At 61.9% G+C, this 24,115-nt stretch carries 22 protein-coding genes and 1 pseudogene; 14 read left to right on the top strand and 9 right to left on the bottom strand.

Annotation, left to right across the window (positions count from 1 at the left end; translation table 11 throughout):
• Nucleotides 1–107 precede the first annotated feature (107 nt).
• The 5 genes from NKH52_RS32405 to NKH52_RS32385 form a co-directional block, all read right to left on the bottom strand.
• The gene (locus NKH52_RS32405) at nt 108–1,115 is read right to left on the bottom strand and encodes a branched-chain amino acid ABC transporter permease (protein WP_352736299.1); all 1,008 of its coding nucleotides are present in this window, start codon (nt 1,113–1,115) and stop codon (nt 108–110) included.
• 77 nt (nt 1,116–1,192) lie between these two features.
• Complete coding sequence (locus NKH52_RS32400; protein ID WP_352736300.1) at nt 1,193–2,107, bottom strand: branched-chain amino acid ABC transporter permease; 915 nt, start codon at nt 2,105–2,107, stop codon at nt 1,193–1,195.
• On the bottom strand, nt 2,104–2,853 hold the full coding sequence (locus NKH52_RS32395; RefSeq protein ID WP_352736301.1) for an ABC transporter ATP-binding protein: 750 nt from the start codon (nt 2,851–2,853) through the stop codon (nt 2,104–2,106). The genes NKH52_RS32400 and NKH52_RS32395 overlap by 4 nt, the downstream gene beginning before the upstream one ends.
• A complete protein-coding gene (locus tag NKH52_RS32390) occupies nt 2,853–3,626 on the bottom strand; it encodes an ABC transporter ATP-binding protein (protein WP_352736302.1) in 774 nt (257 codons plus the stop codon). The genes NKH52_RS32395 and NKH52_RS32390 overlap by 1 nt, the downstream gene beginning before the upstream one ends.
• Nucleotides 3,627–3,704: 78 nt before the next feature.
• Nucleotides 3,705–4,910 (bottom strand): ABC transporter substrate-binding protein, encoded by a 1,206-nt coding sequence (locus NKH52_RS32385; RefSeq protein WP_352736303.1) that lies wholly within the window; start codon nt 4,908–4,910, stop codon nt 3,705–3,707.
• A 578-nt stretch (nt 4,911–5,488) separates the two neighbouring features.
• Between NKH52_RS32385 and NKH52_RS32380 the strand changes: the two genes are divergently transcribed.
• The 5 genes from NKH52_RS32380 to NKH52_RS32360 all read left to right on the top strand — a co-directional run bounded on the left by NKH52_RS32380 (nt 5,489) and on the right by NKH52_RS32360 (nt 11,062).
• Nucleotides 5,489–5,854, top strand: coding sequence for a hypothetical protein (locus NKH52_RS32380; RefSeq protein WP_352736304.1), 366 nt, complete (start codon nt 5,489–5,491; stop codon nt 5,852–5,854).
• A 9-nt stretch (nt 5,855–5,863) separates the two neighbouring features.
• Nucleotides 5,864–6,757 (top strand): HpcH/HpaI aldolase family protein, encoded by an 894-nt coding sequence (locus NKH52_RS32375; RefSeq protein WP_352736305.1) that lies wholly within the window; start codon nt 5,864–5,866, stop codon nt 6,755–6,757.
• A 95-nt stretch (nt 6,758–6,852) separates the two neighbouring features.
• Entirely contained in the window at nt 6,853–8,028 is a 1,176-nt protein-coding gene (locus NKH52_RS32370; RefSeq protein WP_352736306.1) for an acyl-CoA dehydrogenase family protein, read from the top strand.
• Between the two features lie 38 nt (nt 8,029–8,066).
• Nucleotides 8,067–9,791 (top strand): FAD-binding protein, encoded by a 1,725-nt coding sequence (locus NKH52_RS32365; RefSeq protein ID WP_352736307.1) that lies wholly within the window; start codon nt 8,067–8,069, stop codon nt 9,789–9,791.
• A 41-nt stretch (nt 9,792–9,832) separates the two neighbouring features.
• The gene (locus tag NKH52_RS32360; RefSeq protein ID WP_352736308.1) at nt 9,833–11,062 is read left to right on the top strand and encodes a CaiB/BaiF CoA transferase family protein; all 1,230 of its coding nucleotides are present in this window, start codon (nt 9,833–9,835) and stop codon (nt 11,060–11,062) included.
• A gap of 86 nt (nt 11,063–11,148) precedes the next feature.
• On the opposite strand, the gene NKH52_RS32355 is transcribed toward NKH52_RS32360, so the two are convergent.
• The 3 genes from NKH52_RS32355 to NKH52_RS32345 all read right to left on the bottom strand — a co-directional run bounded on the left by NKH52_RS32355 (nt 11,149) and on the right by NKH52_RS32345 (nt 14,153).
• Nucleotides 11,149–11,628 carry a hypothetical protein gene (locus NKH52_RS32355; protein WP_352736309.1) on the bottom strand — a complete coding sequence of 160 codons (480 nt, stop codon included), beginning with the start codon at nt 11,626–11,628 and terminating at the stop codon, nt 11,149–11,151.
• 265 nt (nt 11,629–11,893) lie between these two features.
• Nucleotides 11,894–13,315, bottom strand: a complete 1,422-nt coding sequence (locus NKH52_RS32350) for an NAD-dependent succinate-semialdehyde dehydrogenase (protein WP_352736310.1) — start codon at nt 13,313–13,315, stop codon at nt 11,894–11,896.
• 106 nt (nt 13,316–13,421) lie between these two features.
• Nucleotides 13,422–14,153, bottom strand: a complete 732-nt coding sequence (locus tag NKH52_RS32345; protein ID WP_352736311.1) for a GntR family transcriptional regulator — start codon at nt 14,151–14,153, stop codon at nt 13,422–13,424.
• A 273-nt stretch (nt 14,154–14,426) separates the two neighbouring features.
• Between NKH52_RS32345 and istB the strand changes: the two are divergent.
• Nucleotides 14,427–15,137: pseudogene (istB, locus tag NKH52_RS32340) on the top strand (IS21-like element helper ATPase IstB); the annotation flags it as partial.
• Nucleotides 15,138–15,371: 234 nt separating this feature from the next.
• Here the strand turns inward: istB and NKH52_RS32335 are convergent.
• A complete protein-coding gene (locus tag NKH52_RS32335) occupies nt 15,372–16,127 on the bottom strand; it encodes a FadR/GntR family transcriptional regulator (protein ID WP_352736312.1) in 756 nt (251 codons plus the stop codon).
• A gap of 123 nt (nt 16,128–16,250) precedes the next feature.
• Between NKH52_RS32335 and NKH52_RS32330 the strand changes: the two genes are divergently transcribed.
• From NKH52_RS32330 to NKH52_RS32295, 8 genes are all read left to right on the top strand, one after another.
• Entirely contained in the window at nt 16,251–16,937 is a 687-nt protein-coding gene (locus NKH52_RS32330; RefSeq protein ID WP_352736313.1) for an amino acid ABC transporter permease, read from the top strand.
• A 5-nt stretch (nt 16,938–16,942) separates the two neighbouring features.
• Nucleotides 16,943–17,593, top strand: coding sequence for an amino acid ABC transporter permease (locus NKH52_RS32325; protein ID WP_352736314.1), 651 nt, complete (start codon nt 16,943–16,945; stop codon nt 17,591–17,593).
• A 46-nt stretch (nt 17,594–17,639) separates the two neighbouring features.
• Nucleotides 17,640–18,554, top strand: a complete 915-nt coding sequence (locus NKH52_RS32320; protein WP_352736315.1) for a substrate-binding periplasmic protein — start codon at nt 17,640–17,642, stop codon at nt 18,552–18,554.
• Between the two features lie 129 nt (nt 18,555–18,683).
• Nucleotides 18,684–19,475, top strand: a complete 792-nt coding sequence (locus NKH52_RS32315; RefSeq protein ID WP_352736316.1) for an amino acid ABC transporter ATP-binding protein — start codon at nt 18,684–18,686, stop codon at nt 19,473–19,475.
• Nucleotides 19,472–20,647 (top strand): mandelate racemase/muconate lactonizing enzyme family protein, encoded by a 1,176-nt coding sequence (locus NKH52_RS32310; RefSeq protein ID WP_352736317.1) that lies wholly within the window; start codon nt 19,472–19,474, stop codon nt 20,645–20,647. The genes NKH52_RS32315 and NKH52_RS32310 overlap by 4 nt, the downstream gene beginning before the upstream one ends.
• Before the next feature lie 44 nt (nt 20,648–20,691).
• Entirely contained in the window at nt 20,692–21,069 is a 378-nt protein-coding gene (locus tag NKH52_RS32305; protein ID WP_352736318.1) for a RidA family protein, read from the top strand.
• A gap of 3 nt (nt 21,070–21,072) precedes the next feature.
• Nucleotides 21,073–22,329, top strand: coding sequence for an FAD-dependent oxidoreductase (locus NKH52_RS32300; RefSeq protein ID WP_352736319.1), 1,257 nt, complete (start codon nt 21,073–21,075; stop codon nt 22,327–22,329).
• Between the two features lie 412 nt (nt 22,330–22,741).
• Nucleotides 22,742–23,809, top strand: coding sequence for an adenylate/guanylate cyclase domain-containing protein (locus NKH52_RS32295; RefSeq protein WP_352736320.1), 1,068 nt, complete (start codon nt 22,742–22,744; stop codon nt 23,807–23,809).
• Nucleotides 23,810–24,115 lie beyond the last annotated feature (306 nt).

The raw sequence follows: 24,115 nt of genomic DNA, 5'->3' as shown, positions 1-24,115 counted from the left end.
CCCAGCTGCTCTTTTATGTCTAGTAGGAGGTCCCCGCGCCCTGCGGCGCACGCTGACTATGACTTCGTGTCCCCGAACGGAGCTCGATCGCTGGTTCTCGTGTTGCACTAGTCCCTTTGAACGGCGCGGGCGGAAAGTTGTGCGGGCTCAGCCGATATGGTCCGACCCGAAACCGACATCCAGATTTCTCGGCCGCCAGTGACGCCCTTCGGACGAAACACCATGATCAGTGCCATCAGCAAACCCAGGCCGAGTTCCTGACTTCCTTGCGGAAGCGCGAAGCTCGTGCCGGCGAGTGAGACGCCGCGCTCGAGAAAGCGCAGCACTTCGATCACCGCCGTGACGACAAGCACCCCGGCCAGCGCGCCTGTCAACGACGACATCCCGCCGACCACCAGCATCGCCAGAGTTAGGAACGACATGTTGAGATAGAAGCTGTCGACGCTGAGGATTCCAAGGAAGTGTGCGTATAGTCCACCGCTAGCGCCAACTACAGCTGCGCTGAGGACAAAGGCCACCAGACGTGTACTGACTGTGCTGACGCCCGAGGCTTTCGCCGCCACTTCATCATCGCGCGAGGCGCGCAGCATCAGCCCGAAGCGGGAGATTTGGAACAGGTAGGCGACGACGATTGCCAGCGCGGCGAAAGCAAAGCCGATCCAGGGGCCGACGGTCGTGGGAATACCGATGATCGAACTCACGCCGGCGGTGACGGAATCCCAATTCGAATAGATACTGTTAACGATCATCAGGAAAGCGAAGGTCGCGATGGCTGCTGCAGCCCCCGTCAAGCGCATGATCGCCGCGCCGAACACCAGTGCAACGACAGCGGGCAGGAGGATGGCGCCGCCAATCGCCACAAGGAACGGATACTGCCCCTGTTGCAGCGAGTCGGGCAGCCCGGTCAGCATGATGCGCTTGAAGGTGGGCTCCGCGGTCGCCCAGCCGGCGGCGTAGGCCCCAATGCACATGAAGCCGATGTGGCCGAAGGAGATGATGCCGGAATTGCTGATGAAGATGTAGAGCCCGACAACGGTGACGATCCGGATCATCATCTCGGTGATCGCGACCTGAATGTTGTCGCTGCCAAGCAGGACACCGACGACGGTCACCACGGCGAGCCCGCCGATCAGCAATAGCGGCAACTGGTGGCGGGCAAGAACTTGGGGCAGCGATTTCATAACAATGCCCTTCACACGCGTTCAACGGTGTTCTTGGCCGGGATCAGGCCGGATGGTCGGACCAGGAGGACCAGGATGACGAAGGCGAAGGCGAAGGCGTCGCGGAACGCGCGCAGATCTGCCGGCAGGTAGGCCTGCAGCATGGTGACGACGAGACCGACGAGGAAGCCGCCAACAACCGCACCAACGAGATTGCCCATCCCGCCGATCACCACCGCGACGAAGGCGAACAAGGCGAGCGGGACACCGAGCGTGTGGCTGAGCGATCCGGACTGCGTTACATAAAGCAGCGACACCGCCGCGGCGAGAATGCCGCTGATCGCGAAAGCCATGCCGATCACCAGATTGCCGCGGACGCCAAGATACTGTGCCATGCGGAAGTCCTCGGCAGCGGCACGCATCTGGACGCCGTAGGATGTCCTGCGCAGGAACAGCGTCACTGCCGTCATCAGGACCAGCGTGACGGCGAGCGTCACGAGCTGCAGCGTGGGCACGCGCAGATCGCCGATCATCACCTGGCCGTTCATGCCGGCCCACAGGTTGATCGCCTTGGGGCGCGAGCCATAGACCATGAGGATACCGCTCTGGATGATGTAGCTGACGGCAAACGAGGCGATCATCAGAGTCGGCGAGGATGCGCGGCGCAGCGGCCGGAAAATCAGCACGTCGGTGGCGAGCGCTGCGATGACGACGACGAGGCAGATCACCGGAACCAAGGCGGTCCAGTGCCAAGAGCCGATCAGCAGTCTTGCCGCCATGTCGGCCGACGGTACGATCAGCGCGTACGCGCCGACGGTGATCATGTCGCCATGGGCGAAGTTGATCAGGCGCAGGATGCCGAAAAGCAATCCGATGCCGAGCGCCACCAGGGCATAGATGCTGCCGAGGCTGAGGGCATCGATAAGATTCTGCAGCAGTTCAATCACGGTGCCGCCTCGTCTGCCACATGCGAGTCCGAGAAGCCGAAATATGCCTTGCGAATAGCCTCGCCGTCCTTGAGATCCGCGGTCGCTCCGGTCAACTGCATCTGTCCGCCGCGGAGGACGTAGATACGGTCAGCACACTTCAGGACGCGATTGGAACTCTGTTCGTTGATCAGCAGCGTTAGGCCGTCCTCGCGACGCAGGCTGCCGAGGAAGTCGTAGATCCGGTCGATGATCTGCGGCGCGAGCCCGAGGGATGGCTCATCGACCAACAGGATGCGCGGGCGCGTCATCACCGCACGGGCGATCGCCAGCATCTGCTGCTCGCCGCCCGACAGGCGGCCGGCTGGATAGGTGCGGCGTTCTTCGAGGCAAGGGAAATGAGCGAACAGCCTCTTCATGTCGCTCGCCGCCGCGCGGCGGTCGCTGCGGACGTAGCTGCCGATCTGTAGATTTTCCTCGACGGTCAGCGAACCGAAGATGTGACGTCCTTCCGGGACCAGCGAGAAGCCGAGCCGGCTGATCTCCTCGGGGCGACGGCCAGTAATACGCGCGCCTGCGAGGCGAACCGCACCTTTGATGGGGACGACACCACCGGCGATCGTAGCGAGGGTCGTAGATTTCCCCGCGCCGTTCGGCCCGACGATGCAGACGCACTCGCCCTCCTCGACTTTCAGCGATACGCCGCGCAGTGCGGCTAGTGCGCCGAAACGGACGTGGATGTCGTCGACTTCGAGAAGCGCGGACATCAGGCCTCCAATCCGAGATAGGCGGCCATTACCTTTTCGTGGCGCTGGATCGCCTGCGGCGTGCCTTCCGCCAGCGTCTTGCCGCCGTCAAGGACGTGAACGCGACCACTGACGCCCATGACCATCTTCATGTTGTGTTCGATCAGCAGCACGCCGCAGCCGAATGTCGTCGGCACTGCGATAATGAGCGCCATAAGGTCCTCGCATTCCGCATCAGACATGCCTGCTGCCGGCTCGTCCATCAGCACGAAGGCCGGCGACAGCATGAGCGCGCGCACGATGCTGAGGCGACGCTGGTCTGTGTAGGGAAGAATGCCGGCCGGGGAGGATCCCTTGTCGGCCATACCGATCCAGTGCAGCAGCGCCATCGCTTCGCTGGCCGATTTGCGGCGCGAAAGGCCTAGTGCTACTCCGGTCACCTCAGCGTTCTCCAGAACCGACATGTCGCCGAATAGCCGGCCCGCCTGAAAGGTGCGGGCAATGCCGCGACGGCGAAACTGCGCCGGCGACCAGCCTGCGGTGCTGTCACCGCCCAGGAAAACGGTGCCTTCGGTCGGCCGTTGGAAGCCGGTGAGGCAGTTGACCAGCGTGGTCTTGCCAGCGCCGTTCGGCCCGATCAGGCCGAGGATCTCGCCGCGGCGCAGCGACAGACTGACCTGCGATATCGCCGCCAGACCATCGAAGCGCACCGTCAGACGATCTGCGTTCAGCTCGGTCGCGCCGGGAGAATGGCCGGCGGGCGGTCGCGTTCGCTCTTGGACAGTTGCGCTCATCTCGGGCTTGGATCTCTTTTGAGTGGCGCACGTCGGATCACCGGAAGGCAATCCGACGCCTTTGTTGCTGCCAGGTGCCTATTCGGCTTTCAGACGATAGAGCACCGCGTCCGGGATCGGCGCCGAGATCCGCCATTCCTCGACGGCGGTCTGCTTGCCGTCCTGATAGGAAGTGATCGTTAGCGGGATCTGCGTCTGGATGTGCACCTTGTCGGTGAACGTGCGTGGCCCGAAGATCGTCGGGGCGTCCGTGTAGGTATTCATCACGTCGACTACGGCCGACCCTTCGGTCGTGCCAGCCGTCTCGACCGCCTTGGCCCAAAGCTGCAGCCAGGCGTAGATCGGATAGGCGTACTGGGTGGTCGGCGCAGCGCCGTACTTCGCCGCATAGGCGGCCGTGAGTTTGTTCACCTCGGCGCGCGGATCGTCAACGGTCAATGCCTGGACCGGCACATAGAAGTCCTTCAGATCCGGAACCGCGCTGATCCAGTAGGTGCCGTCCATCGAGGTCCCGTTGAGGATAGGGATGTCGATCCCGGCCGCTCGGATCTGCCGGATAGCGCTGGCGGCCCCCGGCGTCGTCGAGCAAAGCATCAGATGGTCGGCGCCCTGGTCGCGAACGGCGTTCGCCAAGCGGGTGACCTGCGAGCTGATCGTCGCATCGGCGTTCTTGAACACGTCTTTACCGACAACTTCGCCACCCGCGTTGGTAAAGGCCCACTCGTAGCCCAAGCACAGCGACTTGTTGTATTCAATCGCTTCGTCGATGAGCTGATAGCCCTTGCGCAGACCCTTCTTGGCGTAGCCCCACTCACCAGAGGTAGCGCCTTCAAGCGTCCCGGCGGTCGTGGCGCTGAACGACAAGGGGCCAACGCCTAGAATGCCGGCCTTAGGATCGGCGGCACCCAAGGACACCGACACGACACCGGCCTTCTGGGCCTGCAGCGCGGCTGGCGCACCATAGTCGTAGTCGGCGGAATAGATCAGGAGGTCGGCGCCTTCCTGGATCATCGCATTGCCTGCCTTGGCGCCTTCGACGCGATCCGTCTTGGTGTCTGCGGTCTTCACTTCGATCTGCTGGCCGAGCAAGCCGCCCTTGGCGTTCGTCTGCTCGATCCAGAGCTGCGCCATCTTGGTTGCTTCGGAATCGTAGGCTTCCATCCAGCCGGAGAACGCGACGGCGAAGCCGATCGTCAGCTTGTCGTCCTGGGCGTGGGAAACGCCACCGAACCCGGCAATCATCGTTCCGCACATCAGTGCGGCGATCGTCAGTTTTGCTTTCATAGATCCCCCCTATTTGTTGCTACGGCGAGTTCCCGGCGTCCCCCGCCCCTCTATCTCCAAACCACGGCGCCGGCCTGCGGTTAGATTTCGCTCTCGACCTGGACTGGTCTCACGGAGCTTTGGAAATGTGGCAGCAACGGTTTCTAAGACGATGCTACCTTGCTCCGCTCCTCGCGATCGCTTGCCCAGTCAACACACCAGTCCGAGCAGTACACAACGCCACTTATGTCGACCTTTGCCGCCTGCTGGGCCTTATCGTCGTGGAACAGTAGAACACCACAGTTGTGGCACTTGATGTATGCCTCGATGTAAAGCCTATTCTGCGCGAATTTCATCGCATCAACTCCCGGTGCATTTAGCTTGTCAGGCGAGTTCACGCCGTAAGGCAGGCGGCAATACTCCTCGGAAGCGCACACGGCGCCCATCCCCAAGGCCTCTGAAGCAACTATCGTCCGCCGCTATATGAGGACAGCATTTCCGACATGTCAACAGGAATTGTCGGCAATTTCTATTTGACGTTCGACATTTATTATCCCATTGTCGACTTTAGAAGCGCAATTGAGGACTCTTAAGAAAAGATGGATCCCACCTTTCCTAGTGGCGGCGAATGGCAGCGGTCTGAGAGCTGCGCGGGCTATGGGGTCATCGGCCGGGGTGCACTGCGCCCTGCAATCCGGCTGCCGGAAACCGGCGGCCTGATGATGTTATTGCCCAACCATGGAACCCGCCGGCTCATCTTCGAAGAGGCGCTCGCCCCGTTCGATACCGGCGCCGGGCTTGTGTATACAGACGGGCGCCGCGGCCCCCGGCATGCCAGCGACGAGACGGTGAGCGAATTGCAGCGCCTGCAACTAGTAATGGTCGAGTTCCTTCGCTTCCGTCGCCACAACTTCGATGACTTCGCCCGACGCGCGCGACGGCCCAAAAGCCGGACGCGCCTTTAAGCGGCACTCATGATCGGCAAGCAGCGCATGCTCGGTACGCTGTCGCTCTATCCGAGTCGAATACCAGCAGAACACAGAAGAACACTGGGAATTCCCATGACAATCCATAACCGTGCCAAACAGAAGCTGCTTGCGGGACAGCTGTCGCTTGGGATCGGCCTCCGGCAGGCCCGAACGGTCGATATCGCCCGCATCGCCCGCTCCTGCGATTACGACTGGCTGTTCATCGACATGGAGCATAATTCCATGGATCAAGACACTGCGGCGCAGATCTGCGTCGCGGCGCTCGACGTTGGAATCACGCCGCTGGTGCGCGTGCCAGGTCATGAGCACTTCCACGCGTCACGACTGCTAGATACGGGCGCTCTCGGCATCGTCGCGCCGCACGTCAACAACCGCGCCGAAGCGGAGCGGCTGGTGTCCAACTGCCTGTTCCCGCCTGCCGGCAAGCGCTCCATTCCCGGTGGAATGCCGCAGGTGCAGTTCCAGCCCGTGCCGATCACCGAGCTCGTCACATTGATCAATACCGGCACGCTGATCGTCGCCATGATCGAGACGCCGGAGGGACTCGAGAATGTCGACGCAATCGCCGCCCTCGAAGGTATCGACGTGCTGCTGATGGGCGGCAACGACATGGCCGCCGAGCTCGGCATCCACGGTCAATTCACCCACCCGCGCATGCGCCAAGCTTTTGCGACGATTGCCACTGCCTGCCACCGCCACGGCAAGTTTCCGGGCGTCGGCGGAATCTACGATCACGACATCATGGCCGAATACATTGCCGCCGGCGCGCGTTTCATTCTCAGCGGATCGGACCTGAGCTTCATGATGACGGGTGCGAAGGCCCGCTCTTCCTACCTTCGCTCGTTGCAGCACGCGGGCGGGGAAGAGGTGCTCCCCTAGACCACCCCCTCCCAAGACGTCTACCGGAACCCCGCCAACGGGCAAGGCTGTCACAGAGTTGCCCGACATCCATTCGCAGATACACGAGAAACGCCATGAGCTCAGGACCGGTCATTTTGCAGCGCGACGATCTCGCCCCATATCTCGACGCGGAGCAGTTCGAGTTCCGCGAGTCGGTGCACAAGTTCCTGACCAAGCATGCACCGCCCGACTATGTGCGCGAATGCGACGAGCATAAGCGCTTTCCCGCCGAGGCGATCAACGGCATGGCTGAACAGGGCTGGTTCGCCGTCACCCTGCCGGAGGAGTATGGCGGCGTCGGCGGCTTCCTCGACATGGCGGCGATGCTGGAAGTGATCGGCTATCACAGCATCGCACTCGCCCGCTATTGGAACATGAACGTAAACATGGTCGGCGGCGCGCTGGCGCGCTTCGCCTCCGACAAGATCAAGCAGTCGGTCCTACCGCAGCTGGCAGAGGGGAAGACGTTTTTTTCCTTCGCACTCAGCGAGAACGGCTCCGGTTCTGACGCGGCGAGCCTAAAGACGTCAGCGCATCGCGACGGCGAGGACTTCGTCATTCGCGGCACCAAGATGTGGATCACTGGCGCGCTGCAGGCAGACTACGTCCTTACGGCGTGCCGTACCTCGACGCAAGGCAAGCCCCATGACGGCATCAGCCTACTGCTCGTGCCGCGCACGGCAGCCGGCCTCACCATCAACCCGATCGACATGGTCGGCGGCCATGCCATCCGCACCTGCGAGGTCGTCTTCGACGATGTCCGCGTGTCGGCTTCGATGCTGGTCGGCGAATTGCACAAGGGCTGGCGGCAGTTGAGTACCGTTCTCGCCAAGGAGCGGGTAGCGCTTGCGGCGATGTGCACCGGAGCGGCGCAGGCGGCCTTCGACCTGGCGCAGGAGTATGCGATGAACCGCAAGCAGTTCGGACAGAGGATCGTCGATTTCCAAGCTATCTCGCACAAGCTCGTCAATGCGCAGACCAACATCGATGCCGCGCGCCTTCTGACGTTCCGCTCGGCGAAGCTGCTCCAGGATGGCAAGCCGTGCAGCGCCCAGGCATCCCAGGCAAAGTTCTTTGCCTCGGACGCCTATGTGCAGACCTCGCTGGAAGGTCTACAGGTGATGGGCGCCAACGGCTACTGCATGGAATATCCGATGCAGCGGCACTTTCGCGAAAGCAAACTCTTCCAGATTTTCGGCGGTACCAACGAGATTCAGCGCAACATCGTCGCGCGCGATCTGTTCGCCTGACAAATTCAAAACGAACAATGATTCAGAGCGAGTCCCCAATGTCGAATCATCCAATAGACATCATCCGTGTCAGAACCGACGTCGTTGTCGTTGGTGGCGGCGGCGCCGCCTCGCGCGCCGCACTGTCGGCCCGCAAGGCTGGCGCCGACGTGCGCCTTGTTGCCAAGGCGCCGCTCAAGACCGGCGGTAGCACAGTCCACGGCGCCAGTGAGATCATGAGCATGGGCGCCTCAGGGTTCGGCGACCGGCGCGACAGTTCCGAACTCCACTATGAAGACACGATGCGCGCCGGCAAGGGCTTCATTGACCCCGAGCTCGTGCGTGTGCTTGCCGAGGACGCACCAGAGCGGATCCGCGACCTCATCGAGCTCGGCGTCCATTTCGATCGTACCGCCGCACCGGTGCAGGCGGAACACGTGACGGACTACAAGCTGATCCGCAGCGATTTTGGATCCTACGCACGGGCGCTGGGCGTTTCCGGCCGCACCGGCTTCGCCTTTGTCGATGCGATCACTGCCGAGTTGGTGCGCTGCGGCGTCCAGGTCGACGCGCCGGTCATGCTGGTCGACCTGGTGCGCAACGGCGACGGCGAAGCGGCCGGGATCATTGGCTACGACCCCCAACGACGCGCCTTGATCCACTATGAGGCCGCTTCGGTGATCCTCGGCACCGGTGGCATCCACGGCGCCTTCGAGCAGCAGGTTTCGACGCCGGAGATGACCGGCGACGGCCAAGCGATCTGCCTGCGGCACGGCGCCGAACTCGTGAACCTCGAGTTCCATCAGTTTGGCCCGGCTCTCATCCGTCCCTATGTGCAGCTGTTCAGCAAGTCCTGCTTCATGCTGCACCCGAAGATCACCAATTCCGACGGCGACGAGTTCATCCCGTCCTACCTGCCCGACTCGGTTAGCCTCGACGAGGTCTACGAGGAAAAGGTCTTCCCTTTCACGACGACCAACGTGTCGCGATACATTGACATCGCCATGGCGCGCGAGATCGAGGCCGGCCGAGGCTCGGCGAACGGTGCCGTCTACTTCTCCTTCGCCCACGTGCCGGCGGAGCGTATTAACGCCGTTATCCCCAACACGGCCAAGTGGATGCGTGAACGTGGCCTCGACGTTTCCAGGCAACAATTCGAGGTCGGCATTGCATTCCAGTGCATGAACGGTGGTGTGCGCATGATCAACAGCGACGCCGAAAGCACGATCCCCGGGCTCTTTGTCATCGGCGAGCTTGCCGGCGGCGTGCGCGGGCCTGACCGGCCGGGCGGCAATTCTCTCGCCGAAGGTCAGGTTTTCGGCCACCGTGCCGGGACGGCGGCGGCCCGCCGCGCAGCTTCGAACATGCCCGGCGATGCGGTCACCGTAGGCGCGACGCTTGCCATGATCGGCGAAGCGCTTTCCGCCTCCGGCTCGACGCTCGGCCTCGAAGAGATCGAGGCGGCGATGCGCCAGGCGATGCAGCGGCGCTGCTTGGTCGAGAAGGACGAGCGCGGCCTGCTGACGGCGCTCGATTGTGTGCGCTCGGCGCGCGACACACTCGATTCGGTGGCTTTGACGCCTGACACGCTTCTGAAGGGGCTCGGGCTGCGGAACATGACGGAGGCGAGCGAGGCGGTGCTGCTGGCGTGCCTGGAACGGCGCGAGACGCGCAGCGGCCATTTTCGCTCCGACTATCCCGGGACGGACGACGAACACTTTCTGCGCTGCTTCGTATGGCGGCGGCAAGGCAACGAATTGGTGAAGTCGGACCTGACCTACTGAGCCTGCCCGAGCCGCGGCCGATCACATTGTGGAGTAGCCTTATGACTGCGCAGCCCCTGCCCTTGTCGGGCATCCGTATCCTCGATCTCACCATGATGACGGCGGGGCCTGTCGGCACGATGATGCTGGGCGACCTAGGCGCCGACGTCATCAAGGTCGAGGAGATCCAGGACGGCGAGCTATCCCGCAACATGGGCACCGTATTCGTCGCCGGCGAGAGCAGCATGTTCCTCTCGCAGAACCGCAACAAGCGAAGCATCCGGCTCGACCTGAAGAAGCCGGAGGGGCGCGCGGCGTTTCTGCGCATGGCGGAATCGGTCGACGTCATCACCGAGAACTTCCGTCCTGGGACGGTCGGGCGGTTGGGGATCGGCTATGAGGCGGTGCGGGCGATCAATCCCGGGGTGATCTATGCGAGCGTGTCGGCCTTCGGCCAGACTGGGCCGTATGCGCATCTCCCCGCCAACGACCCGGTCGTGCAGGCGCTCAGCGGCCTTATGGCGCTGACGGGCGAGGCCGACGGTGCGCCGGTGCGCATCGGCACGCCCTACCCCGACTTCGGCGCAGCCGCGCTTCTGGCCTTCGGCGTCTCGGCCGCGCTCCTACACCGCGAACGCACCGGCGAGGGCCAGCGGATCGAACTGTCACTGCTTAACGGCGCGATCTTCAGTTCGATACCGCGCGACGGCGAAACGCTGCGACTCGGTTCGGCACCACCGCGCATGGGCAGCGCGCACCCGACTTTCGTCCCCTACAGGAACTACCGCGGCGCCGACGGCTCCTACTTCTTCCTCGCCTGCTTCACCGAAAAATTCTGGCAGGCGCTGTGCAAGGCGCTCGCACGGCCGGACCTCGCCGCCGAACCCCGATACGCAAGCAACGTCGAACGCTGCGCCAATCGCGCCGCGCTCGATGCCGAACTGGATGCGATCTTCGCCAGGCGTCCGACCGCCGACTGGCTCCGCGTCTTTGCCGACAACAATGTCCCCGCGGCGCCGATCCAGGACCTGTACCAGACGCTCCGCGATGACCCGCAGGTGGCGCACAATAAGACGGTCGTTGGGGTCGAGCACCCGACCGCCGGGACCGTGGAGATGCTGGCGCTGCCGATCACGTTCGGCGGCACCCCGGCGAGCTACCGCCGCGCCGCGCCGCGCCTAGGCGAGCACACCTCTGAGATTCTCAACGAGTTCGGCTTTACGGCGGCCGACATCGATGGCCTCATGGCGGCCGGCGTCGTCGCTGGATTGAACACCGAGAAAGCCCGATAGCAACATATCTGGCGGTGGGGCTACGCAAGCCGGCATCGGCCTTTAACATCGATCTGGCGGGCGCCCCTCAGCGCCCGCACGGATGGTCAGCGGTGCTGCAGCGGCGCTTGGCGTGGTTGCCGGACCTTCGCCTGCTCAGACCAGCACGCTCGTCTTTCCAGATCGGAAGTATCCACACCGGCTATGATGCGCCGTTTCAAGTCCGCAGGTGGACGGGAAAGCAGCCAGCGCCAGAACGCAACGGAATCGGTGATGCCACCGACCTGTCGGTCCAAGCCCTCACGAAGGTATCGAGCGTCGAAGAACCGGCGCCGCAACTGATGCATATTAGCTGGCAAACGAACGCATGAGTACTGAGTTCGCCACCGGTTGAGCATGTGGGGGCAAACCTGAGCAGTTGAGGAGCGGGTTAACGCGTCGAAACAAACACTGCCAAAGCCCACGGCTGCCATCTGAAAGACAAATATCGGTCCAACCAGAAAGGGTTTGAATACCCGCGCGTGCATCTGCAACACCGCTCCAGGTCGTCTTTGATTCGCAATCAACTTGGTGAGGAAGGTGTGCATGAGCAACCTGTCCCTCGTATTTGCATGGGCCCTAAGCGTAGAAAATAGAAAATACCCCGAACAGAGCTGAAGTAGATATCAGAGCCATAGCAATTGCCAACAGGTCCTTCTCCAAGTTTGGGCTGCAGTCATTAAACTTGATATCGACCTCATCTTTCATTTTAGTGTTTCCGCTGGCTGCACGGCCCAAAACTTTCCCTCAAATCTCACTTCCATGAATGATAATCGGTCAAACGACCACAAGCGATCATTGGCTCAAATCCGGCTAAATCTGGGAGATGAACTTCCTCTGCATGTAGGCCTCGAGACCTTCGATACCCCCTTCGTGGCCCATGCCACTGTCCCTGACCCCACCAAACGGCGTCTCGGCATGGGAGATCGCAAGATGATTGACGCCTATCATTCCAGCCTCGATGCCGTTCGACAGGCGCGTCGCCGACGCGGTGGACTGCGTAAAGACATACGCCGCCAGACCGTATTTCAAACCGTTCGCCCGGCTGAGCAACTCATCCAGATCGGCAAATGGCGCTACGGGGGCGATGGGCCCGAAGGGCTCATTGTTCATGATCAATGCGTCACCGGGCACGTCGGAGATGACTGTCGGCTCAAAGAAGAAGCCCCTGTTGCCCGTATGCTGACCCCCGCATTGGAGTATTCCGCCTTTTTCGACCGCGTCTTCGAGGAACGTGTTCATGGCCGACAACCGACGTTCGTTTGCGACGGGGCCCATGGTGCTGTCGCCGGCCATCCCGTCCCCCGTTTTCAGGTCTCGTGCGGCGCCCACAAATGCATCCAGAAAGCGCTCTTGCACATCCTGATGCACAAAGAAGCGGCTTGGTGAGATACAGACTTGACCGGCGTTCCGGAACTTTGCCGCGGCGGTGAGTCTGGCCGCCTGTTCGACGTCGGCATCGGCGCAAACTACGACCGGCGCGTGCCCGCCAAGCTCCAGCGTGACACGCTTCAACCCGTCGGCAGCGAGCCTGGCCAGATGCTTGCCGATCCCGACTGAGCCGGTGAAGGAGACCTTGCGAATGATCTCGGACGCGATGAGATGCCGGGAAACAATATCGGGAACCCCGAACACAACGTTCAGCGTGCCCTTGGGAAGGCCTGCGTCCTCCAGGGCCAGCGCGAGTTCCAGCGCGGTGGCAGGTGTTTCCTCAGAAGGTTTTAGAATGCATGAGCAGCCTGCGGCGAGGGCCGCCGCGACTTTTCGGGCAGGCGCCACGGCAGGAAAGTTCCAAGGCGAAAAAGCTGCGACGGGCCCAACCGGCTCCAGAACCACAAACTGGCGCGTCCTGGCGTCCCGGCTCGGAATAACCCGGCCATACGATCGCCGGCATTCTTCAGCGAACCAGTCGAAAATTTCCGCGCTGGCCAGAACCTCCGAACGGGCTTCCGCGAGCACTTTCCCTTGTTCCAGGGTAAGCAGTGAGGCGATGCGATCGACCCGTTCACGGATCAGATCGGCAGCGCGCCGAAGGACGCGTCCCCGCTCCACCGGCGATACCGTGCGCCAGGTAGCAAACGCGGTGCTCGCGGACTGGAGCGCCAGATCCAGCTCGGCCGGCGTTGCAAGCGGCAGTTTGCCAAGGCTTTCCCCGATTGCCGGGTTAATGACATCGATCGTATCGGAGCCTTCAATCCACTCGCCATCTATGTACAATTTCAGATCACGATACATCTAAATGCCCCTGCAAACTTGCCGAAAATACTTCACAAACATCGGACTCGCGCCGTCTCGTCCAGCGCCCTCTCCGAATGCGTCAGACACCTGGATCGTCTCGCCTTCAGTTTCCCTCAGTATCGACTGTCAAAGAATCCGCAGGAATGGCATCAAGCATCCGTTGCTTTCCAGCAAGAACATGCTGCTCGAACGCCTGCGCTGCCTTTTCAGGATTTCTTTCTTTGAGTGCGTCGATAATTTTTCCGTGCTCTCGCACTGAGGCTTCTATCTGTCCTCCGCTCTGCAGGTTATGCAGTCGGAAGGTCTGCAGGCCGTTCGAAATCATCTCGTGAAAAGCAATAAGGCGAATGTTACGTGTATACTTCATCAACATGTCATGAAATTGAGCGTTTATCAGATAGTATTTGTCGGACTCGAAATTGTCCTTTGCTGCGACCATTTCGAGGTGGAGTGTTTCGAGTTCCGTCAGCTGGGAAGCGGTGATGTGGTTACAAAGAAGCCGCCCCGCCGTCCTGGCGAGGCCAGCATGGACGTCGAAAAGACCAAGCGCCTCGCCCAAGCCGATGCGCCGAACAAAAACCCCCCGGTTCTGGATTATCGTGACTAAGCCGGCCTGCTCCAGACGTCGTACTGCTTCTCTTAACGCGGTGCGGCTGACGCCCCATTTTCGAGCCAGTTCATTTTCGTTCAGCTTGCGGCCAGCAGGGGCGCCCCCGGTTAAAATAAGATCGAGCAGCAGCTTTTCGATCGCGAAAACCAGCGTCGGACCAGCATCCCGATCAATGGGGTTCACGCTTTCCGCCGGTCCCGCAATCACAACGTTTCTGTTTTCCATTTAGCCCCCCAAAAAATGATGCCGAAGGCGGGCGCATAGTGCGCAACTGGGATCAACTGTTGCACGTATGACGGCATTCGTCCAGAGTTTGCAGACAAAAGAATGTAATTGCCGACAATTTGTATGGATATGACGACAATCTCTACTGCTCCATCGTGTCGCCAGGTGCTTTTGGAATGAACGCTTCGACGTCCGAAGCGGACGTTCGGAAAAGCGGAACTCAAGAGGAAAGACATTCAAAATGGCGAAAGTTGAGCAATGGGCCTCGTAGACGAGCTATCGGCACTCGAAGCGATCGATATTCTCCTTTCCGAAGAGCTGACCCTGCGCGAGAACAGTCGCATAAAGACGGCGTTGCGGATGGGTCGGCTGGCAACCATCAAAACGCTCGTCGGCTTCGATTTCACTTTCCAGCCCTCCCTCGATCGCGATCGGATCTTCACGCTCGCGCAACTGGGTTTCGTCGAAAGGCACGAGGCCGTCAATTTCCTCGGGCCGCCGGGAACCGGCAAAAGTCATGTCGCCGTGGCGCTCGGCGTCGAGGCTGTCAAAGCAGGCAAGAGCGTCTACTTCTGTACGCTTGCCGACCTCATCGCAGCGATATCCAGGGCCGAGCGCGAGGGACGGCTGCAGGAATCCGCTTCTTCTGCAGGCCAGGTCTGCTGATCGTCGACGAGATCGGTTATCTCCCGGTCATCGCCGGCGGCGGCAACCTGTTCTTCCAGCTCGTCAACGCCCGCTACGAGAGAGGGGCAATGATCCTGACGTCCAATCGCGGCTTTGCAGAATGGGGAGATGTTTTTGGAGACGCCGTGGTCGCCACCGCGCTTCTCGACAGGCTTTTGCATCATGCGGTCGTCGTTCAGATCGAAGGATACATGCCGAATTGATGCCTGAGCACGTCCGTCCTTCGCTCCACCATCACGCCCACGAGGGCGGCCGCCGAAAAACGCCCAATTCTCCATGCCCTCCGAGACGGCATAATTGGGGAATTTTACTTCGGCACTTTTGGGGAAATTTCACCCGGCATTGACAGATGAATGGCGACAATGCGGCGCTTTGCGGCCTCGCAGCATTTTGGCTGCACACCAGTTCGATGGACGGTAAAGACTTCGGTAACGTCCGCTCCCCGACACGTACGACCGGATTGTGCGCTCATCCCGTGCGCCTCAACCAAAGGCAGCAATTCTGCATAACGTAAAGCTTGGGCGATGACCACTACACGTTGACCAGACTGCCCGGGTCCGTCACCCGCCCAGTCCTGAAATTCGCGTGCGATAACGGCTGGCCGGGAAAGACCCTGTGCATATACGCTTCATAGGGCATCCGCACGAGATCGTAGGAATGATGGAACGCCTCTTCGGCCTCGCCGGATGCAATGGCGTCGGCGACGCCGCGGTGCAGATAGAGGCCTCGCGAGAATTCCTGCGGCGGGTCGGTCGTCTCATTGATCTGTAGCCTAAGCATGTGGCTGACCAGCGTGCCCAAATAGTGCGCCAAATGGTTTTGCGAGGCCGAAAAGATCGCGGTGTGGAAGGCGATATCGCATTCGATGGCCGCGGAGCGAGAGCCGCCCTCCTGCAGGCGGTCGTTGGCGGCGATCAGTTCGTCGCACAGTACGGAGATATTGCGCCTCGCATCGGCCGGTGCGCGCAGCGCCGCCTGATAAGAGGCCATCGGCTCGAACGTCAATCGGAATTCGAGGAAATCCCGTACATATTTTTCATGCCCGCCCGCTTGCCAGATCCAGTCCAGGACGTCGATATCCATCAGGTTCCATAAGGCCGGCGGCAGGACGCGCACGCCCACCTTTTGCTGCGGCTGCAACATGCCCTTCTGTGAAAGAACGCGTATCGCCTCGCGGATGACCGTGCGGCTGGCGCCAAGCATCAGGCAAAGCTCGGGCTCGCGCGGCAGCATCCCGGTGGCGGAATATCTGCCCGACGCGATCCCGGTGCCGATCTGGTCGAGCACGTGGGCAAAAAGCGACGGTTTGCGACTCATGCGCATTGGGCGTGGTCTCCTGGTCACGCAGCCTACCGCAATCGAGAGCGGTCGTCGCTTGACTCATGAAGCATATTGTAATCTTTTATCGATGTGGGCAATTTCTGGGGCATTTTTTGGGGACGGTTACCGGAGTTTCTCCCGGTACTTCTGGTCGGCTTCCAGACCACGTTGATCGTTGCGGTCGCCAGCTTCATCATCGCCATGGCCGCCGGCCTGCTGCTGGTGATGGCACGCCTGTCGCAGAACCGCGCCGTCTCAGTCCTAGCTAGTACCTATATCGAGTTCACCCGGGGCACTCCGGCGCTCACCCAGCTTTTCATCATCTATTTCGGCCTCGCCCAGCTCGGCGTGCCGCTGCCGGGCATCGTTGCGGCGATCGCCGGCCTCGGGCTCAACGGCGCTGCCTATGTCGCCGAAATCTTCAGGGCGGGGCTCCTAGCGGTGCCCGACGGCCAGCGCCAGGCGGCGCTTTCTCTCGGGTTGACACCCTTGCAGACGTTCTTCCACGTCCGCGTGCCGCAGGCGATTCGGCTGATGGCGCCGCCCTTCTGCAACTATGCGATCCAGCTTCTCAAGGACACCTCGCTCGCCTCGGTAGTGGCCGCGCCGGAGGTGATGTTCCGCGCCCGCGCCCTCGTGATGGAGACCTATCTCTCCATGCAGATCTACGTGCTCGTCGGCATCATATATCTCTGCATTTCCATCCCGCTCGCCATCCTGGCGTCGCGTCTCCAGCGCCGCACCGGCGAGATCGCCATGCGGAGCGCATCGGCATGAACGATATGCTGGCAAAATTCGCCTCCTGGACGCCCGAATTAATCGTGGCGGCGCAGCAGACGCTGTTCCTGACACTCAGTTCCTTTGTTGGCGCGGCGCTTCTGGCATTGCCGGTATGCGCCCTGAAGATGAGTCGCGTCGCCGCGCTAAGGGGACTGGCGACCAGCTATGTCGAGATCGCCCGCGGCCTGCCGGTGCTGGTCATCCTGTTCATCATCTATTTCGGGCTGCCGGACGTTTTCCCGGCATTCCGGTGGAGCTCCATGAGCTGCGCGATCCTCGGATTCTCGCTGCAGGGCAGCGCGCTGCTCGCCGAAATCTACCGCGCCGGCATCAATGCGGTCGACCGCGGAGAGAAAGAGGCCTGCAAGGCACTTGGCCTCACCCCCTGGCAGGCCCTGCGCTACGTCACCGGTCCGCAGGCATTCCGCATCGGCCTGCTGCCGATGGGCAACTACCTCGTCGGCCTGCTCAAGGACACGTCGATCGCGTCGATCATCGCAGCACCCGAACTCATGCTGCGCGCGAAGGACCTTTCTTCGTCAAGCTTCATGCCGATGCCGGTCTACGTCTACGTCTCGCTCATCTACCTGCTGCTCAGTCTTCCGCTCTCGCAGGGCTTGCGCCTTCTCGAGAGCAAGCGAGTTCGCCAATAACAAGAACAACACTTGCAGCTTCACGGACAATGACAAGAGGGTGAACATGTCACACACGAAGAACTATCTCAAAGCGCTCCGCAGGTTTGGGGTGGCGCTCGGCTTCGCCGGCGCGGCCACAATGGCTTTCGCGGCAGGATCCGCGCACGCCCAGCAGGTCGAAACGCTCGTTCCGGGCACCTTGACGGTCGGCATGCTCGGCGACATGCCGATGACCGGTATCAAGGACGGCGAGGTCATCGGCACCGACGGCGACCTGATCGTCAAGATCGCAAAAACGCTTGGCCTGAAGGTCGAGCCGAAGTCGCTCGACTGGAACTCGCTCATCCAGGCGACGACACAGGGTCAGGTTGACGTCCTGATCGGCTCGGTGGGCTGGACGGAGGAGCGCTCCAAGGTGATGCTCCTTTCGGACCCGGTCTACTATTTCGGCACCTTCCTCATCCAGAAGAAGGAAAACAGCTGGACAAAGTTCGGCGACATGAAGGGCAAAGTCGTCGGCACGGTCACCGGCTTCACGCTGGTTCCCGAGCTAAAGACGGTTGAAGGCATCGGCGAGGTCAAACTCTACGACACGCAGGATGGCGTCATGCGTGACGTGGTCGCCGGCCGCCTCGACATGGGTATCCTCGATCCCGCGCTCGTCGAGTACGCGATCAAGCAGCACCCTGAATGGGGAATCCACCAGCTCGCGGTGGAGCCCGAAGCCGTCAAATTCCCGATCATGTCAAAGAAGTATCACTCGATCTTCGCTTCACCGATGACGCGCAAGCCGCTGGCCGATGCGATCAACGCCGAGATCGCCAAGCTCTGGGCTAATTGCAGCAACGTCAAGTCGATGGCGGCTTTCGGTCTCGGTGCAAAGTCCTGGTTCGAGCCGCCAATGCCTGACTATCGCGGCGGCATAGACCGTCCCGCCGGCTGGGCAGCTCCGGTCGCTCCGGACAGCTGCTTCCAGTAGCGGCCTCGTTCCGGGATACTAGGCTCGGAACATCGCTCGGGCCGGCCCCCGCCCATTGCGGCGGTTGGCAAGAACAAGCGGGGTGGCGGCAAGCCGCCGCCCCGCTCCCGAAACGGCGGACATTGACCAATGCCCATCCTGAACGTTCAAAACCTCCACAAGTCTTTCGGACTGCTGAAAGTCCTCGATGACGTCAGCTTCTCGGTCGAAAAGGGCCAGAAGATCGCGATCATCGGGCCGAGCGGTTCGGGCAAGACGACGGTGCTGCGCTGTATAAATTTCCTCGAGCGCCCCACCGGCGGCGTCATCGAAATCGACGGCCAGCGCTTCGGCGTGCGCGGCAGCGGTGCGAACGAACGTTTCGAGAGCGACGCCGCGCTTGCCAAGCGGCGCGCCGATATCGGTTTCGTCTTCCAACGCTTCAACCTGTTCTCGCACCTGACCGCGCTCGGCAACGTGGCGCTGGCGCCGCGGCTGGTGCGCGGCGTATCGCGCGGCGAGGCCGAGGAGCTCGGTAGTCGCATGCTCGCTCGCGTCGGGCTGAGCGGCAAGGAGAATGTCTTTCCCGACTCGCTGTCCGGCGGTCAGCAGCAGCGCGTGGCGATTGCCCGCGTGCTCGCCATGCAGCCCAAGCTGATCCTGTTCGACGAGGCGACCTCGGCGCTCGATCCGGAACTTGTCGGCGAAGTGCTTAGCGTCATGCGAAATCTTGCCGAGGAGGGCATGACCATGCTGATCGTCACCCACGAAATCCGCTTCGCCGCGGAGGTCGCTGACCGCATCCTGTTCATGGACGCCGGCCGCATTGTCGCCGACGGGCCGCCGCGACAGGTACTCTTCGACGAGCCCACGGAGCGGATGCGCCTCTTCCTCCGCTCGCTCTCCGGCGACGTGGTCTTCGGGCCGGGTGCGCAGGCATGAAGATCGCCGCCGTCGAGTTCATCCCGGTCTCCATCCCCTACAAACATGCGGAAATCAGTTCACGCGTGGCACGTGGCGGTGTCACTGATGTTGTCGTCAAGATGCTTAGCGACGACGGCCGCAGCGGCTGGGGCGAGTGCTGCAGCGGCGCCGATACGCTTTCGATCCTGGCCGCTGCTCAGGCGATGACGCCGTTCCTCATCGGCAAGGATCCGCGCGACAGCCAGCTCATCCGCCGTAACGTCTATGGCCCCGGCCTTTGGGACTACCGCGTCCAGACCGGCAATTTCGCCTATGCCGGCCTCGACATGGCGATGCAGGATCTCGCCGCGCAGGCCGCAGGCTTGCCGCTCTGGCGCCTGCTCGGCGGCCGTGGTTCGGCCGAGACGCCGGATTACTTCTGCTATCTGGCACGCGGCGACGAAGGCGATCTGACGCGCCAGTGCGAGGAAGCCGTGGCCCAGGGCTACCACTATTTCTATCTCAAGGTAGGGGTCGATCCCATCGAGGATGTCGCGATGCTCGCGACGGTGCGCGCGGCGATCGGACCGTCGCGCAAGCTGCGCATCGATGCCAATGAGGCCTGGAGTGTGCCGCTCGCCGCGAAGCTCATCGCGCGCTGGGACCAGGAATTCGACCTCGATTTCGTCGAGGGCCCGATCCGCGCTCGGCCGGTAGCGGCGATGGCCAAACTGCGCCAGCGCCTGACCACATCCCTCTGCGCCAATGAGGGCCTCGGCAGCGAGACCGAAGTGCTGGAGATGATCACCGCCGATGCGGCCGACGTGCTGTGTTTCTCCAGCTACTGGGTCGGCGGCCTGCAATCCTTCCTCACCCTGTCGCGAACTGCCGGCCTCGCCGGCATCAAGGTATGCAAGCACACCCATGGCGAGCTCGGCATCGCGGCCGTCGCCCACCATCACGCCTTGCTCGCACTCGGCAACAGCGTTGGTGGGCACCAGCAGACCGCCTCGGTGATGGCCGACGATATTCTGGCGGTCGATCTCCCGATCCGCACCTCGCCGCATTGGGGCGAGATCGAGGCTCCCGGCCTAGGTATCGAGATCGACGCCGGCAAGCTCGCCTTCTACCACCAGCGCTTCGTCGGCGACGGCCAGTTCCTGCCCTGGGCCGCGACAAGCGAAGCGCCGCACGGCCACGCCGCAGCCTGACTGCTTCACCCACCCAATGCAACCAACCACCAAGGAGAAGAACCATGCGTAAAGTCATCAAGACCCACCTGCCCAACGAGTCTGCCCCGATCGAATGGGCTGCCATGGGCGGCGACTATCTCTACACGGCGCACGTCCCGATCCGCGAGGACGGCACCTTCGAGTCCGGCGACATCACGGCCCAGACGACGCTAACGATGGAAAACCTCAAGCGCACCGTCGAAGCCGCCGGCGGCACGCTCGACGACGTCACCCAGGTGCTGATCTACCTGCCGAGCAAGGAAGACTTCCAGGGCATGAACGCGGTCTACCGTACCTATTTCAACAAGCCTTACCCAAACCGCGCCACCGTCGTGGCGGGCCTGATGATCGAAGGCGCCAAGATCGAGATCGTCGCCCACGCCCACATCACCAAGAGCTGAGTCATGCCCGACGCCATTGTCATCGGCGCCGGCGTCATCGGCAGCACCACCGCGCTTTATCTGGCGCGGGAGGGGCTGTCGGTAACGGTCGTCGAAAGCTGGGAGCAGTCAGGACTGGGAACAAGCTTCGCCAATGGCGGGCTGGTCACGCCGAGCACGGCGCTTCCCTGGTGTTCGCCTGCGGTTCCCGGCCTGCTGCTGCGATGGCTCGGCCGAGAGGACGCGCCCTTACTGCTGCGCCCCTCCGCCATTCCCAGGCTGGGTATCTGGGGGGCGAAATTCCTGGCCAATTGCCGGTCCTCAAAATACCTCGCATCGTCTCGGCAGATGACCCGCTTCGCCCGCGAAAGTCTCGAAGAGACGGAGGGCCTGCTGGCGCAGAAGTCCGTCGATTTCAGCCTTGGGCATGGCGGCCTCCTAGAACTCTTCCGGGGCGAAGACGGGGTCAAGGCGCGCGACACCTACGCCAATTTTCTTGAAGCCCTTGACGTACGCGTGGAACGTCGCGACGGCGCCGAATGCGTTGCACTGGAGCCGCATCTGGCCGCCATCGCGCCGACGATCCGCGCCGGCTTGCTGCTGCCGGACGACGCTTGGGGCGACGCCCGCGCGTTTACCCGCGCAGTCGAGACAGCGGCGCGAGGCCTTGGCGTCGAGTTTCTGTTCGGCACCGATGTGCAGGGCATAGACATCGAGGCCGGCAAGATCGCCGGCATTCGCACCAGCGCCGGGCCGATCAAAACGCCGGTCGTCGTCGTCTGCGCCGGGCCGGGCGCCAAGCAGATCGTCAAGCCTTACGGCATCCATCTGCCGATCGAGCCGGTGAAGGGCTATTCCATCTCGCTGATGAAATCAGACTTAGGCTTCCTGCCGAAACGCCCGATCGTCGACGACATCGCGAGGCTCGGCGTGACCCCGATGAGTGACCATCTGCGTATTGCCGGCACCGTCGAGTTCGATGGCTACAATAAGACGGTCCGCCCCGGCCGAATCAACAATTTGATCAAGGCCTTCAACGGTCTCTTCCCCAATGTCGAACTGCCTGCGGATTACACGCCATGGTGCGGCCATAGGCCGATGTCGGCGGATGGCAAGCCGATCGTCGACGCCACCTCGGTCTCGGGCCTTTACATCAACACTGGCCACGGTGCGCTCGGCTGGACGCTGGCTTGCGGCTCGGCCAAGATGATCACCAACGTCGTGCTAAGACGGCCGTCCACCGACGCGTCCGCCTTCCGACTGGATCGTCCCTTCTGGTAGCCAGTGGAGGAAACTTCGTTCTGTGACGAAATGTCGGAGCGCGCGGGCAAAGCGACCAATTCGGCGGTTTCGGGCCTACGTTCAAGGCAAACAAACTATCGATCCAGTCGCTACCTCGTCTGCCTGATTGCACCGTCGCGGCTAGCTGTCGGTGGCCGGAAAATTAAGCGCTTTGACCAACATGCGGCTTTAAGGTGCTTGCTCGTCTAGATGTTCGAATGTCCGCTTCTGAGAGACTGCCACTATAGATAAACGGCCGACTTCAGGCGCAAAGCGGTCATTGAGCTCTATTGACAGCTTCGGGTCAAGACGAGAAGTCCGCGGTGACGCCGCCGGCATTTCTCCTCAGGTCTCTATCGACGGGGTCGCGGGTGCAACAATCTGTTGCACAACTCTGCTATCTGTAACGCCCATGCCTGACCCGAACTTCCTCACCCCTGAAGAAGTCATCGCTCGCTATCTCGGACAGGTAAGCGAAGGGACTCTTCGAAACTGGCGTTGCATGCGCATCGCCATCGTTCCTCAAGATCGGCAAAGCAATCCTCAGGATCTCTCGCTGCGATCGATCCCGGTCATTCTTGTCACCGCAAAAGCCGACACGCGCGATGTGGTCGAGGGGCTGGACGCCGGGGGGGATGACTATTTGACAAAGCCCTTCGAGCACCAGGCGCTGTTGGCGCGGGTGCGCTCGATGCTGCGCCAGAAGGCGCTTCACGATGCCGTCGCAAGCCAGGCCCAACGCCTTCAGGATCAAGCCGTGCAGCTTTCCGATTGGAACCGCTCGCTCGAGCAGACCCTGGCGGAGCAGGTGATCGAGATCGAGCGAATGGGCCGGCTCCGGCGTTTCCTGCCCGAGCAGGTCGCCGACCTCATCCTTGCAGCGGGAAATGGCGACACGCTTCTGCAAAGTCACCGTCGCGAGGTGACCGTCGTTTTCTGCGATCTACGCGGCTTTACAGCCTTCGCCGAGACTGCCGAACCTGAGGAGGTGATGGCGGTTCTTGGCGAATACCACGCCTGCCTTGGTGAACAAATCGTCCGCCACGAGGGAACTCTTGAGCGATTCGTCGGCGACGGTATCGTCGTGGTTTTCAACGATCCACTGCCCTGCGCCGACCATACGGAGAGAGCCGTCCGCATGGCTACGGCGATGCGTGATGCGATTGACGAGCATTCAGAGCAATGGCGCAAGCGCGATCACTTACTCGGCTTCGGAATCGGCATCGCCCGAGGCCATGCAACCATCGGGCGGATCGGTTTCGATCAGCGCGCCGATTATGCAGTGATAGGCACAGTGTCGAACCACGCCGCCCGATTATGCGAGGAAGCCCGGCCACGCCAGATTCTCGTCAGCCAGCGGGTCGTTGGTGCCGTCGAATCACTGGTTGAGTCCGTCGCCGTTGGCGAACTGACGCTGAAGGGTTTTCGCCGACCGATGCCTGCCTATGAAATTGTGCGGTGGATCGGTCGGCCAAGCTAGCGTTGGATGCACGCTGGTCTCTTTCGCACGACACGGCCCATCGAACCGTCGGCGCAAAGCAGCCAAGCCACCGACCGATCTCGAAATCGCCGCAACGGGGAGAAAGCGGTCGTTCCGCAAGTAACAACCAATGGCCGCCTCTGGCGCAACGCGCCTTCTCGCCTGTTCGCGCCCGGATTTCCGCTTTTGGGATGCGGCTATGGCCTGCTCAACGACCGACATTGGTGAAGGGTTTCGGGTGCCGGCAGGCGTACGAAAGCCTCTCATGCAGGAACCCGCGGGCCACGAGGGTGGCTATGGGGATTT

Source organism: Mesorhizobium sp. M1066, from assembly GCF_040318635.1.
Classification (GTDB): domain Bacteria; phylum Pseudomonadota; class Alphaproteobacteria; order Rhizobiales; family Rhizobiaceae; genus Mesorhizobium.
Note: the sequence above shows the minus strand (reverse complement) of the source record. Positions and strands in the feature narration are given on the sequence as shown.

What these genes read in the sequence shown, in the direction of transcription:
- NKH52_RS32395 (WP_352736301.1), bottom strand. Translation starts at nt 2,853, where the DNA reads ATGTCCGCGCTTCTCGAAGTCGACGACATCCACGTCCGTTTCGGCGCA.
- NKH52_RS32390 (WP_352736302.1), bottom strand. Translation starts at nt 3,626, where the DNA reads ATGAGCGCAACTGTCCAAGAGCGAACGCGACCGCCCGCCGGCCATTCT.
- NKH52_RS32385 (WP_352736303.1), bottom strand. Translation starts at nt 4,910, where the DNA reads ATGAAAGCAAAACTGACGATCGCCGCACTGATGTGCGGAACGATGATT.
- NKH52_RS32380 (WP_352736304.1), top strand. Translation starts at nt 5,489, where the DNA reads ATGGATCCCACCTTTCCTAGTGGCGGCGAATGGCAGCGGTCTGAGAGC.
- NKH52_RS32375 (WP_352736305.1), top strand. Translation starts at nt 5,864, where the DNA reads ATGATCGGCAAGCAGCGCATGCTCGGTACGCTGTCGCTCTATCCGAGT.
- NKH52_RS32370 (WP_352736306.1), top strand. Translation starts at nt 6,853, where the DNA reads ATGAGCTCAGGACCGGTCATTTTGCAGCGCGACGATCTCGCCCCATAT.
- NKH52_RS32365 (WP_352736307.1), top strand. Translation starts at nt 8,067, where the DNA reads ATGTCGAATCATCCAATAGACATCATCCGTGTCAGAACCGACGTCGTT.
- NKH52_RS32360 (WP_352736308.1), top strand. Translation starts at nt 9,833, where the DNA reads ATGACTGCGCAGCCCCTGCCCTTGTCGGGCATCCGTATCCTCGATCTC.
- NKH52_RS32355 (WP_352736309.1), bottom strand. Translation starts at nt 11,628, where the DNA reads ATGCACACCTTCCTCACCAAGTTGATTGCGAATCAAAGACGACCTGGA.
- NKH52_RS32350 (WP_352736310.1), bottom strand. Translation starts at nt 13,315, where the DNA reads ATGTATCGTGATCTGAAATTGTACATAGATGGCGAGTGGATTGAAGGC.
- NKH52_RS32345 (WP_352736311.1), bottom strand. Translation starts at nt 14,153, where the DNA reads ATGGAAAACAGAAACGTTGTGATTGCGGGACCGGCGGAAAGCGTGAAC.
- NKH52_RS32325 (WP_352736314.1), top strand. Translation starts at nt 16,943, where the DNA reads ATGCTGGCAAAATTCGCCTCCTGGACGCCCGAATTAATCGTGGCGGCG.
- NKH52_RS32320 (WP_352736315.1), top strand. Translation starts at nt 17,640, where the DNA reads ATGTCACACACGAAGAACTATCTCAAAGCGCTCCGCAGGTTTGGGGTG.
- NKH52_RS32315 (WP_352736316.1), top strand. Translation starts at nt 18,684, where the DNA reads ATGCCCATCCTGAACGTTCAAAACCTCCACAAGTCTTTCGGACTGCTG.
- NKH52_RS32310 (WP_352736317.1), top strand. Translation starts at nt 19,472, where the DNA reads ATGAAGATCGCCGCCGTCGAGTTCATCCCGGTCTCCATCCCCTACAAA.
- NKH52_RS32305 (WP_352736318.1), top strand. Translation starts at nt 20,692, where the DNA reads ATGCGTAAAGTCATCAAGACCCACCTGCCCAACGAGTCTGCCCCGATC.
- NKH52_RS32300 (WP_352736319.1), top strand. Translation starts at nt 21,073, where the DNA reads ATGCCCGACGCCATTGTCATCGGCGCCGGCGTCATCGGCAGCACCACC.
- NKH52_RS32295 (WP_352736320.1), top strand. Translation starts at nt 22,742, where the DNA reads ATGCCTGACCCGAACTTCCTCACCCCTGAAGAAGTCATCGCTCGCTAT.